The organism is Oceanobacillus kimchii X50 (assembly GCF_000340475.1).
Taxonomy (GTDB): domain Bacteria; phylum Bacillota; class Bacilli; order Bacillales; family Amphibacillaceae; genus Oceanobacillus; species Oceanobacillus kimchii.
On record NZ_CM001792.1, the window covers coordinates 1,364,698 to 1,378,830 of the forward strand.

The 14,133-nt window shown below is 35.3% G+C and carries 11 protein-coding genes; 7 read left to right on the forward strand and 4 right to left on the reverse strand.

The genetic code is table 11. From position 1 onward, the window contains the following. Positions 1–4 precede the first annotated feature (4 nt). Positions 5–1,600 carry an amidohydrolase gene (locus C794_RS07230; RefSeq protein WP_017796463.1) on the reverse strand — a complete coding sequence of 532 codons (1,596 nt, stop codon included), beginning with the start codon at positions 1,598–1,600 and terminating at the stop codon, positions 5–7. A 298-nt stretch (positions 1,601–1,898) separates the two neighbouring features. On the opposite strand from C794_RS07230, the gene C794_RS07235 reads away from it, so the two are divergent. The 4 genes from C794_RS07235 to C794_RS07250 all read left to right on the forward strand — a co-directional run bounded on the left by C794_RS07235 (position 1,899) and on the right by C794_RS07250 (position 5,618). Next, complete coding sequence (locus C794_RS07235; protein ID WP_017796464.1) at positions 1,899–3,080, forward strand: serine hydrolase; 1,182 nt, start codon at positions 1,899–1,901, stop codon at positions 3,078–3,080. 450 nt (positions 3,081–3,530) lie between these two features. Beyond that, positions 3,531–4,433 carry a hydroxymethylglutaryl-CoA lyase gene (locus C794_RS07240; protein ID WP_017796465.1) on the forward strand — a complete coding sequence of 301 codons (903 nt, stop codon included), beginning with the start codon at positions 3,531–3,533 and terminating at the stop codon, positions 4,431–4,433. 174 nt (positions 4,434–4,607) lie between these two features. Beyond that, positions 4,608–5,177: a helix-turn-helix domain-containing protein gene (locus C794_RS07245; protein WP_017796466.1), complete on the forward strand. Its 570-nt coding sequence runs from the start codon at positions 4,608–4,610 to the stop codon at positions 5,175–5,177. Between the two features lie 21 nt (positions 5,178–5,198). After that, positions 5,199–5,618 (forward strand): HIT domain-containing protein, encoded by a 420-nt coding sequence (locus C794_RS07250; RefSeq protein ID WP_017796467.1) that lies wholly within the window; start codon positions 5,199–5,201, stop codon positions 5,616–5,618. A 99-nt stretch (positions 5,619–5,717) separates the two neighbouring features. Here C794_RS07250 and C794_RS07255 read toward each other — a convergent pair whose 3' ends face one another. From C794_RS07255 to C794_RS19790, 3 genes are all read right to left on the reverse strand, one after another. Further along, positions 5,718–7,259 (reverse strand): multicopper oxidase family protein, encoded by a 1,542-nt coding sequence (locus C794_RS07255; RefSeq protein ID WP_017796468.1) that lies wholly within the window; start codon positions 7,257–7,259, stop codon positions 5,718–5,720. 171 nt (positions 7,260–7,430) lie between these two features. After that, positions 7,431–7,613 carry an aspartyl-phosphate phosphatase Spo0E family protein gene (locus C794_RS19785; RefSeq protein WP_017796469.1) on the reverse strand — a complete coding sequence of 61 codons (183 nt, stop codon included), beginning with the start codon at positions 7,611–7,613 and terminating at the stop codon, positions 7,431–7,433. A gap of 385 nt (positions 7,614–7,998) precedes the next feature. Then, a complete protein-coding gene (locus tag C794_RS19790) occupies positions 7,999–9,357 on the reverse strand; it encodes a sigma-54 interaction domain-containing protein (protein ID WP_017796470.1) in 1,359 nt (452 codons plus the stop codon). Positions 9,358–9,615: 258 nt separating this feature from the next. On the opposite strand from C794_RS19790, the gene pruA reads away from it, so the two are divergent. The 3 genes from pruA (at position 9,616) to putP (ending at position 13,957) form a co-directional block, all read left to right on the forward strand. Then, on the forward strand, positions 9,616–11,163 hold the full coding sequence (pruA, locus tag C794_RS07270; protein WP_017796471.1) for an L-glutamate gamma-semialdehyde dehydrogenase: 1,548 nt from the start codon (positions 9,616–9,618) through the stop codon (positions 11,161–11,163). Positions 11,164–11,249: 86 nt separating this feature from the next. Continuing rightward, entirely contained in the window at positions 11,250–12,248 is a 999-nt protein-coding gene (locus tag C794_RS07275) for a proline dehydrogenase family protein (RefSeq protein WP_017796472.1), read from the forward strand. A gap of 215 nt (positions 12,249–12,463) precedes the next feature. After that, positions 12,464–13,957, forward strand: a complete 1,494-nt coding sequence (gene putP, locus C794_RS07280) for a sodium/proline symporter PutP (RefSeq protein WP_017796473.1) — start codon at positions 12,464–12,466, stop codon at positions 13,955–13,957. Positions 13,958–14,133 lie beyond the last annotated feature (176 nt).

Below are 14,133 nucleotides of genomic sequence, written 5' to 3' on the forward strand. Positions count from 1 at the left end.
TCCTTTATCGGCTGTATTTGATTTCTCCTCCAATAATTGTCATTTCAATTGAGGTTTGGAATAGTTCATCCGGATTATTCATCTGAAAAGGATTATTTGAATATACGGTCATATCGGCTAGCTTTCCAGGTTCAATCGTTCCTTTTTTATGTTCTTCATTTGTCGTGTAAGCTGCTTGTTCTGTAAATAAGCGAAAGGCATCATACATGGAAAGTTTTTGTTCTTTGTACCAACCTTCATGGTCTTCACCGGGAGCTCTTCGTGTTACAGCAGCATGTATGCCAAGTAATGGGTTCATCGGTTCCACTGGAGCATCGGAGCCACCACCACAAATTACTCCGTTGTCTAGTAAAGTCTTCCACGCATATGCCCTTGGCATACGTTCTTCACCTAATCGATCTTTTACCCAAGGATAATCACTTGCTAGAAATCGCGGTTGAATATCTGCAATTCGATGATTACTTGCTAACCGTTTTACCAAATTATCATTTATCACTTGCACGTGTATCAGTCTGTCACGAAAATTAGAAGGAGGAAATTGATCTAAGATATCTAAAACATTTATTAATGCTTGATCGCCAATGGTATGTACGGCAACCGGCATTCCACGATTTCGTACTTTTTTAACAATGTCATAGAGTGTTTCTTGTGAGAACATTGCCTCACCATATTGGCTAGGGCTGTCGTGATAGGGTTCACGTAAAAGAGCAGTTCTCCGTCCAAATGCACCATCTGCGAAGATTTTAATTGCCCCGATTTGTAACGTATCATTACCATACCCTGTGTACATATTCATCGCGTCTAAGTCTTCTAAAAATTCATGGTTAATTAATAGATTTGTTCGTAAGCCAAGTTGTTCTTTGTTTAATAGTTCATCGAATAATTCATAGGTTTGTTTAAGTCCACCTAAGTATAAAGGATCATTAGAATGAACATTTGTTATACCATGCTGTATCGTAGCTTCTATCGTTTTTCGTAATGCGTCCTTCCATGTTTCGTACGATTTTTCTGGAATGTGTACTTGGAATAAGGTAGAAGCTGATTCTAATATTAATCCTGTTGGTTTACCGGAAGTAGAATCAACAATGATTTTGCCACCCTCAGGGATAGAAATATCTTCAGAATAATTAATTGCTTCTAAAGATTTGGAATTAATGACTGCTGCGTGTTCGCATATTCTAGTTATATACAACGGGTTAAGCGGTGCGACCTGATCTAGTTCATCTAGTGTAGGAATAACACCGTCACTAAATAGATTTTCATCCCAACCACTCCCAACAAGCCATTCCCCTGGCTTTAATGTATGGGAATGTCGACGTATAAACTCGAGCATATCTTGTTTTGAAGTTACTCCAGTTACATCTAAATCTACAAATTTGCTTGCAACCATAGAAAGATGTAGGTGACTATCTGTTAATCCAGGAGTTACCGTCAATCCTTGTAAATCAATGATTTCCGCACTTTTTGTTTTCCAATTTAATAAGATATCCTTTGTTGTACCGATGTCTTTAAATCGATTATTCTCGATTGCTACTGCTTCGACAATGGGATGATTTGATTGAAATGTATGTATCACACCATTAATATACAGTTTTATCATGGCCATGCTCCTGACTTGTGAAAGTAAAATAATTAATATACACAAAAAAACAACGATAGCCATCTATCCTTGTCCCTATAAATTCAGCACTTCCTTTATGCAAATGAGGAAAGTAACTTTATATTATCAAATTCAAAATAAAATAACAACTAAGATAACTGTGATTAATCAGATGAAATAATTATACCAAATTATTCCAGTAATATTATAGATTGTTTACAATTTTTATTCATATATTTACATGAATATACATGTCTATTATCCTTATTTGTGGAATGAATTGGAGGAGTCGTTGGATATGCTGAAGAAAATTTACCTCATGATTATAATAGCATCGCTTAATTTTTGTATTTGGACAACTACTGCGTTAGCAGATGAAGACCTTTCATTAGATAGTGAATCAGCTATATTAATGGAAGCAGAATCTGGACAAATTCTTGCAGAGAAAAACGCAAATCAGCAAATGTATCCAGCAAGTGTAACGAAAATCGCAACAGCAATTTATGTAATAGAAAATGGGAATTTATCTGATGCAGTAGAAATAAGTGAAGAAGCTACTGAAGCAGATGGTACTACTGTTTTTTTGGCTGAGGGAGAAAGAGTCTCTCTCGGTAAGCTTGTTAAAGGCTTATTAATTAATTCAGGAAATGATGCTGGTGTAGCAATCGCGGAACATATGAGTGGTAGTGTTAGTAAGTTCTCAGAAGAAATGACGAAGTTTTTCGAGGAAAAAGCAGGAATAAAAAATACGAATTTTGATAATCCGCATGGTTTGTATAATGAAAATCATTATACAACGGCAGAGGACCTTGCAAAAATAACGAAATATGCTTTGCAAAATGATAAATTTGTAAAGTTATTTGGAATGAAGTCCGTGGATTGGGAAAGTAAAACATGGGAAACAACGATATTAAATCATCATCGTATGGTAAAAGGTGAAATACCTTATGATGGGGTGACCGGAGGGAAAAATGGATTTGTGTCTCAATCTGGTTATACCCTTGTTACAACTGCCGAGCAAGATGGGATGCACTTAATTGCAGTCACGTTGAAGACGCCTCTTGCTGAACAAACCTATGCCGATACGGTAAAGTTATTAGATTATGGTTTTGAACATTACGAGCCTTCTACGATTGATGAAGGCACTTCTTTTATGGCGAATGGCAAGGAATTTAAAAATAGTGAAGATTTAACCTATGTTCATGAAGAAGGATCAAAGGTAGAGGAAGAAATTAATGAAAATGGGAAACTTGTTATAGAGGACAACGGAGAGTTATTGAAAGAATTTCAGTTGGACAATGTCGAGAAAAAACAACCAACAATGATGAAGAATAATCAAATTGAAAATGTAGATCAAGAAGACAATACAAGTTCTCTATACCTCTATATTGGAATTGGAGTCGTTGGAGCGATAATAATACTCGTTTTATTTTTACTATGGAGAAGAAGGAAGAAACGAAAGAATAATATATTTATATAATATAATGAAAACCTTAAGGTGTTCGGATGATCAGCCCTTAAGGTTTTTTAGTTAGTATCTACCAGGCTTAGCAAAAGAGGTTAAGTGTGGAATAAACTAACCGTAAGTGTCCGATTCTTTTCAGGAAACACAAGTTGAGGGAAGAACGAAATGTACTTTATTCTGATTGACATTGAAAGAATATTTATTATATACTGTATTCAACAAAGTTGAATGAAAAGAAACTTGATTGAAATCTGTGATTTTCTAAAACGAGTCAATTTCATAATTGTTAAATTTCATTTGAAAGACGACGACTCCTGCCGAAAGCGTCCGTCTTTAATGAAAATCCATGCAGCAAACATCCAGATTTCACATAAAATATCTAATTATGAAATTGATTAGAACAATAAAGATATTTACGTATATCCTACTGTAAGCGCATTCAATTATAGGAATGGGGGAGAACCAATGCGTTCATTACCATCTTATGTCCAATTAAAAGAAGTAGGCCCGAGAGACGGACTTCAAAATGAAAAGACGTGGATAACTACAGAAGATAAAGTAAATTGGATTAATATGTTATCTACTTCAGGGATAAAGGAAATCGAATATTCATCGTTTGTTAATCCCAAAATGATTCCAGCTTTATCAGATGCAAGGGAAGTAGGTAAGCGGATCATTAGAAACCCGGATGTTACGTATTCTGCTTTAGTTCCAAATCTTAAAGGGTTAGAATATGCGCTAGAAGCGGGAATTGATGGAGCGTCCGTATTTATGTCTGCTAGTGAGACACATAATCAAAAAAATATTAATAAAACGATTCAAGATACGTATCCAGTCTTAGATAAAGTAATTGTTGAAGCAAAACAAGCTGGGAAGCATGTAACAGGATATATTTCTACTGTATTTGATTGTCCTTATGAAGGGAAAATAGCCCCTGAGGAAGTGCTGATGGTATGTGAGAAATTAATCGACAGTGGAGTAGATGATTTATCGTTAGGCGATACCATAGGCACAGCAGTTCCGACGCAAGTCGAGCAATTACTCGAACTCTTGTTACAACATTATCCAAAAGAGAAATTGATCCTGCATTTTCATGATACGAGAGGAATGGCAATCGCTAATATTATGACTGCCATGCATTACGGAATTTATCGTTTTGATAGTACCATAGGTGGTTTAGGGGGCTGTCCATATGCTCCAGGAGCTGCAGGAAATGTAGCTACAAATGATGTTTTATATTTATTAGAAGGGCTTGGCATCAATACCGGTATTGACGAAAAGAAATTACAGGAATCTGGTGTATTTATTCAAAACAAATTAGACAAAACGTTGCCTAGTCGATCATTAGCTTATTTAAAAAACGCATAATTAACCCCAAACTATAGTACCAAATGTATCTACATTTTGCATTATAGTTTGGGGTTTTATTTATGGTTAAAATTTGGGCTTTAGAGAAAAGCCTCATTTTATCTATCAATATGGATTGACTCGTAAACAATGCTAGATTATGATTAGATTGATTTTAATTAAATTATGGAAGGAATGGTTCCCATCGACCTGCAAAGTATTGGAGATAAAATTAAGCAAGTTCGCTTGAGAAATAAAAAAACACAACAACAGATCGCTGATGAGTGTGGGATTTCCAAAAGCCTTCTATCTAAAATAGAAAACGGTCAAACAGCATCAGCTATCGCCACCTTATCAAAGATTTCAGATGCTTTAAAGGTACCGTTAGCTTGGGTGCTTGATGATAAGGAAGAGCAAGACTTAGTTATTCAACGAAAGTATAACCGTCCTTCAAAAGTCGGGGATGAAAGTATGGGATACTCATATGAATTACTGGCCAATCGATCGAAGTATAGTGGAATAGAACCCACTATTGTACATGTTACGCCCAAACATCGAAATTTACGTCAGGATAAGACATATACGCACTCACAAGATGAATTTATTTACATATTAGAAGGTGAAATGGAACTACTCTATAATGGAGAAAAGCAATTTTTAGAAAAAGGGGATAGTGCTTATTTTGCGGGTTCCAAACCTCATTTGTTTTTGCCAGTAAATGATCGCGGTGCCATGGTACTAACTTGTTTTATTGATCAAATATGAATAAACGAGGGAAGGGAACCAATGGAGTATGAATGTGTGTTTTGTAAAGTAGAAAATGAACCATTACAGTCGGTTATTCTATCGAATGAATATACAATGTTTTTGCAATTAAATGATACCTTCGAAAAAGGAGCGCCTTTAGAAGGAGCAGGGGTAATTGTTCCAAAAGCGCATCGTGAAACAGTATTTGATCTTTCTGAAGAAGAATGGAGGTCGACATTTGATTTATTAAAGGAAGCAAAAAAGTGGATAGATGTTCATCATCAACCAAATGGTTATAATATCGGGTGGAATGCAGGGAAAACTGCAGGGCAGCATATTTTTCACGCGCATTTGCATATTCTTCCCAGGTACGATGACGAAAAGTATGTAGGTAAAGGTATTCGTGCGTTGTTTAAACAATCGGATAATCGAACTTTCAAAGAAGTTCCTTATAACTAGAAAGTTGACTAAACAAAAAATGATGACAAACTATGTCACTTTTGGATTAATCCTTAACCATCAGTCGAGGATAAATAAAATCCCCGCTGACGGAAGTTATTATGAAGTTCCTGGTTCTTCTTTATCTACGATCGTAAATGGTCGCATCATATCGTAATCCTCGTGTTCTAGTATATGGCAGTGCCACACGTAATCTCCTGTAAAAGGTTCAAATTTTGCAATCACGCGCGTTACTTGAGCGGATGGTGCTGCTAAAGTATCTTTCCAACTTTTCTCATTTTCAGCAGGTGGAATAGGAGCATCAGTGTAAATCATTGATCCATCTTCATTATATTTCTCTAGATCAAAGGGTTGACGATCAAGAACCTGAAACTGAACGAGGTGAAGATGAATGGGATGCGTAAAATTAGTAACATTTACAATGGACCAAATTTCAGTATCACCGAGTTGAGGTTTCTCTGTTATTGGATCATGCCATAACTGATTATTGAGTAATAAAAGTGGTCTTCCGAATTGATCCTCTGATCCTACAAGTTTTAGATTTCTAATGGTATTTATTGAATTCTGCTTTAATGAAGGTATATGCGTTAAATGTTTAGGAATTCTACTCGTATCTTTTGTCGTTAAAGGCTTTGTAACTTTAAATTGCATAATATTATTAGTTTGATCTTCTGGATCTGCATCCTCGCCTAAATCATTGTTTATAGTCAGACTCTTTCCTTCAAATTCGGTAAAGTCAATCACAATATCGATACGTTCTGCGGGTTCCATAACGATTTGTCGAGTAGGAATACTTTTACGTAATAGACCACCATCAGAACCAATTTGATATATAGGTAATTCCTCATTCATAGATAATCGATACGTTCGAGTATTCGATGCATTCAATAGTCTAAAACGATATTTTCTCGGTTCAACATCGATATAAGGCCATGCTTTCCCATTAACGAGAATAGCTTCTCCTAAATAAGCAGGTACAATAGAAGGGGATGGTGCTCCTGGAATAGGCTCATCAGGTCCAGAAGGATAGTATAATGAACCATCTGGATTAAGTGTGCGGTCACAAATAACCAAAGGAATTTCATATTCTCCGGACGGAAGTTGTAAGGCTTTTTCCTCTTCTCCACGAATAATATACATTCCTATAAGGCCTGCATATACGTTTAAACGAGTAATTCCCATTGCATGATCGTGATACCAAAGTGTAGCAGCACGTTGGTTGTTTGGATACTCATATACTTCTCGAGAAAAATCCGGTCCAGTCTCTTGAAATTCCCGTGTAAACCATGCCTCTGGATAACCGTCACTATCTGGTTTTGTTACACTTCCATGAACATGCGTTACCGTTCGACTTTGTGGCATTTGATCTAGGTGATGTATCGAAGTATCTAAAGGCAATATGAGTTTCTGTGGTAGCTGGTTGATCCATTTAACATGTACTAATTCCCCTTCGAAAACATCTATGGTTGGTCCTGGAAATAGACCGTTATACCCCCATAACCTTGTTGGTGGTAAATCGCGGTGAAGCTTATGCCAACATTCTTTCATAACCACTTCATAATATGTTAAACGATTGCTTGCTTTTGTTGGTTCTAATGTAGAGATAATGGGAAGCTTATCTACAAATTTTGTTAATTTCATTTATTCCACTCCCGATAAAAACATATTACTATCTTTTATGTTTTTTTGGGTGTTATGGTTTGGGTGTTTACCTATTAATAGTAAATCTATTTGACACTATTTTTTGAGATTGTTTTCTCAATAACGGAAAATAAATATAAAAAGGAGCTGTCAATTAGCTGCAGCCCCTTTTTATGTGGAAAGATTCGTATATTCATTGAGTTGATTTAACAAATTATCTAATTCTTGGCTACATATAATCGTGTTTTCAGAGGATAATCCATCTTCTTCAGCAATTCGTAACATTTCATCCCTTTTTTTTACAATCGAGAGAACGATACTTTCTCTATCATTTTTTTTCATTTTTGTATACATTATTCTATTTGCACCTCTACTTTTATATTAGCTTGTCTCACACGATTAGGATTATCTCAAATTATTAAATAAAAATAAACCTTTTCGACAAAACTAGATATTATATTCATGCAATAAAAATGTATAATATATATCCTACTTTCGAAATACCTTCATATGACCTAATTTATAAGGAGGAAAAATAATTTAATAGAAAAGCTATTCTAATTTTTTAGAATAGAAATTAGCGTTAATAATGTCGAATTTAGTCGTTATTTGGAATACGAAAGCTATCTTTCGTTTTTTAGGATAATTAAAGAGTAGTTATTACCTAGATGAAAATGCTTACATTTAATCGGAAAATAATGTCGAAAACAAAAAAATAGTAGAGTATATATGCGAATAATTATACAGTTATATTATATTTTTTAATTTTTTGATAGAGAGTTACTCTTGATATTCCTAGTTTTTTAGCTGCTTTTGATTTATTTCCTTCTAGCTGCTGTAATGTTGTCTCTATCAATTGTTTTTCCATTGCCTCTTTTTCCATTGGTAGATTGGATATTGTCTCGTAAGAATTGAAATTAGTTGCTTGTGGCAGATAAAGTTGCATATCTTCCTTTTGGACAAGTGAATTCTCGTGAAGAATGATTATTCGCTCCATTAAATTACGTAGTTCACGGATATTACCTGGCCAGTGGTATTGAAGTAAATATTCAAATGCTTCCCCCGAAATATTAGGTGCTAATACTTGGTATTTATTTGCAAATTGATTCGAAAAACTTTTGGCTAGTATTTCAATATCTTCTATTCTTTCACGAAGAGGTGGCATCGTTAATTGGATCACATTTAATCGGTAAAAAAGATCGGAACGAAATTGTTTTTCATCCATTAGTTGCTCCAATTTTTGATTGGTTGCTGCGATAAACCGAACATTGACCTGTTTTCCTTGTGAATTTCCAATTCGATAAATTCGATTCTCTTGTAATACTCGTAAAAGTTTTACTTGCATCTCTAATGGTAATTCTCCAACCTCATCTAAAAATAGTGTCCCACCATCAGCCATTTCAATTTTACCTGCTTTACCTTTCTTTTTTGCTCCTGTAAACGAGCCGCCTTCATAGCCAAATAGTTCACTTTCAAATAAAGCACTCGGTATGGCTCCACAGTTTACGGGGATAAAAGGTTGGTTTCGTCGCTCGCTTGCTTCGTGTATAGCCTTTGCACAGACTTCTTTTCCTGTTCCGCTTTCTCCTAAAATCAATGTAGTTGCATTTGTGCTCGCAGCCTTACGTGCCAATTGGATTATCTGTTGTAGAGCATCGCTTTTTCCTTTTAGCTTTACAAATGGAGATTCGGAATTTGCTGGGTAAACTTTTTGCCGTAATTCATTTAATTCTGCAGAAGTAGTCTCTAGATTGTCGTTTAACTTTACAATTTGGGTGATATCTCTTTCCACAGAAATGGCCCCAATTAAATATTGATTGTTATCAAATACAGGGAGAGTGTTTACAACTACATGTTTATCTTTTCGTGGGCGATGGTATTGATTTTGCACTGCTTGTTTACTATCTAAAACTTTCATTACCATCAAGTCATCGTAAGCAAAAAAGTTTGTAATCGGTTGACCAATAATTGTGGACTTTTCAATGTTGTACGTATCTACTGCTGCGTTATTCCAATATAATACTGTTTTATTTGTATCTACAATTGTAATTGCATCGTCTTCGGCTTCTAATAATTGCTCAAAGAAATAATCATTCATTAAGAAAAATCCTCCTTCATTGTAAAGATGAGTGTAAACTTTCTAAACAATAACTGTAATTATAGTATACAATAAATTTCTGATTTTTCCATGGATTAAAATGATTATGTTTTTAGAAAAAAATTGAAAAAACAGGTATACCAATGGCTAACCCATTGAAATCGAATACATTTCAGAAAGTTGGCATCATTTTTGCTAGTAAAATAGTAGAGAGTATAAATACTCTTTATGAATTATTTTTCAAGGAGGTTTTTATTTATGGTATTACCATTTAAACATGAACCATTTACAGACTTTACGGTGGAGGAAAACCGTAAAGATTATCAAGCTGCATTAGCCAAGGTTAAAGGAGAATTAGGAAAAGATTATCCGCTTGTTATTAACGGTGAAAAAATTTATACCGATGACAAACTGGTATCTGTAAACCCTTCAAATAAAAAAGAAGTAGTAGGTCAAGTATCGAAAGCAACACAACAACTTATTGAAGAGGCTTTTTCTTCCTCGAAGGAAGCATTTAAAGAGTGGAAAACTTGGTCTGCTGAAGATCGTGCACGTGTCCTATATCGAGCGGCAGCAATTGTAAGAAGACGTAAACATGAGTTCTCAGCATGGTTATCATATGATGCCGGGAAGCCTTGGGATCAGGCAGATGGGGATACTGCGGAGGGAATTGACTTTTTAGAGTATTATGCACGTCATATGGTTGAACTTGAACAAGGAAAACCGTTAGCAGATCGACCAAATGAAGATAATAAATATTTCTATCAGCCAATGGGACCAGGTGTAGTAATTCCACCATGGAACTTTGCATTTGCAATTGTTTGTGGAACAACAGTAGCTCCAATTGTTGCAGGAAATCCTGTACTGTTGAAGCCATCTGAAAATACACCTGTAATCGCCTATAAATTAGTAGAGGTACTTGAAGAAGCAGGATTACCAAAAGGTGTTCTAAATTTTGTACCTGGAGACCCAGCAGAAATCGGAGATTATTTAGTCGATCATAAAGACACGCATTTTATTAACTTTACTGGATCTCGTGCAACGGGAGTTCGTATTTTTGAACGTGCAACAAAAATTCAAGATGGCCAAACTCATTTAAAACGTGTGGTAGCTGAAATGGGGGGAAAAGATACGATTATCGTTGATGAGTCAGCTGATTTAGATTTAGCTGCAGAATCAATTGTTCATTCTGCATTCGGATTTTCCGGTCAAAAATGTTCTGCATGTTCTCGTGCAGTTATTCATGAATCGGTTTATGATGAGGTGATTAAGAAATCAGTAGAACTCACAAAAACTCTTACAGTAGGTAACCCTACGGAAGATAATGTATACATGGCTTCTGTAGTTAATCAAAAACAATTCGATAAGATAAAAGATTATATTGAAGTCGGAAAACAAGAAGGTGAGCTTGTTTTTGGAGGAGAAACTGATGATAGTAAAGGTTTCTTTGTACATCCAACCATTTTCAAAGATTTAGATCCACAAGCTCGTATTATGCAAGAAGAAATTTTTGGACCAGTGGTCGCATTTGCGAAAGCGAAGGATTTTGATGAATTACTCGATATTGCAAATAACACAGAATATGGTTTGACTGGTGCAGTTATTTCGAATAACCGCGAAAATCTTAACCGAGCACAAACAGAGTTTCTTGTAGGAAATCTATACTTTAACCGTGGTTGTACTGCAGCAATTGTAGGTTATCAACCATTCGGTGGCTTTAAAATGTCAGGAACAGACTCAAAAGCTGGTGGACCAGATTACCTTCAGCATTTCTTAAATGCAAAAGTTGTAACTGAACGATTTTAATTAAGGGAGGGGTTGGGGCATGAATAGCTACTTTATGTCCCAGTCTCGTATATAAGCTGTTAGTTTCTTAATAAGGGGATAGAAGGATGGCAAATCTAACACGAGATTTCTTTATAGGATTATCAAATAATAAATTGTTGAACACCAACGCTAAGAAATATGGATTTCGTTTAGGTGCGGAAAAGTTTGTCGCAGGAACTAATTTTGACAGTATTATCGGAATAATCAAAGATTTGAATGGTAGAGGAATATCTTGTACACTAGATAACCTTGGTGAGTTTGTGACAGAAAAATCAGAAGCAATTGAAGCGAGAGATGATATCATCGACATGCTTTATAAGATTTATGAGCAACGATTAGATTGCCATGTGTCTGTAAAATTAACTCAGCTGGGTTTAGACATTGATGAAAATTTTTGTTTAAATAATATTCGTGCGATTTTAAAAGTTGCAAAACGCTTTGAGATTTTTATTAATATTGACATGGAGAAACATATCCATTATGGTAAAACATTGGAGACTCTAAACGAGCTCCGAAAAGAGTATGACAACGTCGGTACGGTAATACAATCATATTTGTATAGTGCGGAGGACGATTTGGCCGCTTTAAAGGATGTACGAATACGTCTTGTGAAAGGTGCCTATAAAGAAGATGCATCCATTGCTTATCCATCAAAAGAAGATATTGATCGTAATTTTATGGAACTTGCTAAAAAAAGGCTGTTAGGTAATACATTTACTTCCATTGCTACCCATGATCATAATATCATTGATGAAATAAAAACTTTTGTTGAGGAGCATAATATTTCTAGAGATGTTTTTGAGTTTCAAATGCTTTATGGTTTTCGAACTGAAATGCATGAGGAACTGGCACAGGCAGGATATCATTTTTGTACGTATATTCCGTTTGGAAGCGATTGGTTTGGTTATTTCATGCGGAGGCTTGCAGAGCGACCGCAGAATATTAACTTGGTTTTAAAAGATGTTTTTTATACGAAAGAGAATAAGCTAAAGAAAGAACCAGTTATAGCTGGTGTGGCTGCTCTATCGTTATTGATGTTTGTTAGTAAAAAAAGGAAAAAATAAATTTAAGGACAATTTGTATTGTTACTGAAGGGATTGCCCTAGAGTCTTTGGTATTTCCCTTCCCTTCTTAATTCCTTCCTGTCTCAGCCTTTTTCCATCTTTAAGACAACATGTAATAACAAATCAACATTGGATGATTAGTACCGTAAGTACCACAAATTCCAAGTGTGAAAGCTTGTTATATATATATTATTAAAAGACGAAAGGGAGATAGGATGTCTGAATTTACGTATCAATTTATTGCTATCGGACTATACTTTTTAGCGATGATAGCTATCGGACTATACTCATATCGAAAAACGTCAAACTTAGACGATTACATGCTTGGAGGTAGAAGCCTAGGACCGGTTACATCTGCGTTAAGTGCGGGTGCTTCTGATATGTCACAATGGCTACTAATGGGGCTACCAGGAGCAATTTATTTATCTGGTTTAGCAGAAGGTTGGATTGCGATAGGTTTAGCAATAGGTGCATGGTTGAATTGGTTAATTGTAGCACCAAGGTTACGAACGTATACGGAAGTATCTAATAACTCGATTACAATTCCAAGTTATTTAGATAATCGTTTTAAAAATAACTCCAAGATATTACGAATTGTTTCAGGTGCAGTTATTCTTATTTATTTCACATTTTATGTATCATCAGGAATGGTGGCCGGAGGAGTTTTCTTTGAAAGCTCATTTGAATTTAATTATCATTTAGGTCTTATTATTGTAGCTGTTATTACAATTTTATATACCTTGCTAGGAGGATTCTTAGCCGTAAGTATTACTGATGTTGTGCAAGGGACGATGATGTTCTTGGCTCTAATTCTTGTGCCGACAATGGCAATTTTTCATTTAGGCGGAGTTGGAGAGACAGTAAATTTAATTCAAGATGTTAATCCAGATTTCTTAAGCTTTTTCGCAGCAGCGACTACAACAGGAATTATTTCTTCGCTTGCTTGGGGGCTTGGTTACTTTGGACAACCACATATTATCGTTCGTTTCATGGCTATTAAATCAGTAAAAGAGACCACATCCGCACGTCGCATTGGAATTAGCTGGATGGTGATTTCTCTGATTGGTGCTGTATTAACTGCATTAGTTGGTGTGGCATTTTTCCATGCTAATCCTGAATTTAATTTAGCAGACCCAGAAGCTGTATTTCTAGTACTTGGTCAGATTCTATTCCATCCATTTATCGCTGGAATACTTTTAGCAGCAGTAATTGCAGCAATAATGAGTACTGTATCTTCTCAGTTACTAGTTACTTCATCTGCACTTGTGGAAGATATTTATAAAGCAGTCTTTAAATCAGATGCTTCAGATAGAACGTATGTGATGTTGAGTAGAGCAGCTGTACTACTAATATCATTTATCGCTATTATATTTGCTTGGCAGAAGAATGATACTATTTTAGGACTTGTATCATTCGCATGGGCAGGATTTGGTGCTGCGTTTGGTCCGGTAGTGTTACTTTCTTTATTCTGGAGAAAAACAACAGGTACTGGAGCCTTATGGGGGATGATTGTTGGTGCAATAACGGTATTCTTATGGGGTTATTCACCATTAGCGGACTATCTTTATGAATTAGTTCCTGGTTTTATACTAAGTACGATTGTGATTGTTGTAGTAAGCATACTTACGTATAAACCGAATCCAGAAGTGGAAAAAGAATTTGATGAAACAGTTAAACGTCTAAAAGATCATAAAAGTGGTCAAAGCTAAATTTAACTAGAAGTATAAAAGGCACTCCTTAAGATTAGTACATTTAATGTTAAGGGTGCTTTTTTGTTTTGTTTTTCAAATGTAGGGAATGTAGCATCTTAGAAGAACAATTACTAGAACATTCTAGTGAAAAAGGTTACGATGAATATATAAATTCTAACGAAAATAATTCTTTT

What these genes read in the sequence shown, in the direction of transcription:
- C794_RS07230 (WP_017796463.1), bottom strand. Translation starts at nt 1,600, where the DNA reads ATGATAAAACTGTATATTAATGGTGTGATACATACATTTCAATCAAAT.
- C794_RS07235 (WP_017796464.1), top strand. Translation starts at nt 1,899, where the DNA reads ATGCTGAAGAAAATTTACCTCATGATTATAATAGCATCGCTTAATTTT.
- C794_RS07240 (WP_017796465.1), top strand. Translation starts at nt 3,531, where the DNA reads ATGCGTTCATTACCATCTTATGTCCAATTAAAAGAAGTAGGCCCGAGA.
- C794_RS07245 (WP_017796466.1), top strand. Translation starts at nt 4,608, where the DNA reads ATGGTTCCCATCGACCTGCAAAGTATTGGAGATAAAATTAAGCAAGTT.
- C794_RS07250 (WP_017796467.1), top strand. Translation starts at nt 5,199, where the DNA reads ATGGAGTATGAATGTGTGTTTTGTAAAGTAGAAAATGAACCATTACAG.
- C794_RS07255 (WP_017796468.1), bottom strand. Translation starts at nt 7,259, where the DNA reads ATGAAATTAACAAAATTTGTAGATAAGCTTCCCATTATCTCTACATTA.
- C794_RS19785 (WP_017796469.1), bottom strand. Translation starts at nt 7,613, where the DNA reads ATGTATACAAAAATGAAAAAAAATGATAGAGAAAGTATCGTTCTCTCG.
- C794_RS19790 (WP_017796470.1), bottom strand. Translation starts at nt 9,357, where the DNA reads ATGAATGATTATTTCTTTGAGCAATTATTAGAAGCCGAAGACGATGCA.
- pruA (WP_017796471.1), top strand. Translation starts at nt 9,616, where the DNA reads ATGGTATTACCATTTAAACATGAACCATTTACAGACTTTACGGTGGAG.
- C794_RS07275 (WP_017796472.1), top strand. Translation starts at nt 11,250, where the DNA reads ATGGCAAATCTAACACGAGATTTCTTTATAGGATTATCAAATAATAAA.
- putP (WP_017796473.1), top strand. Translation starts at nt 12,464, where the DNA reads ATGTCTGAATTTACGTATCAATTTATTGCTATCGGACTATACTTTTTA.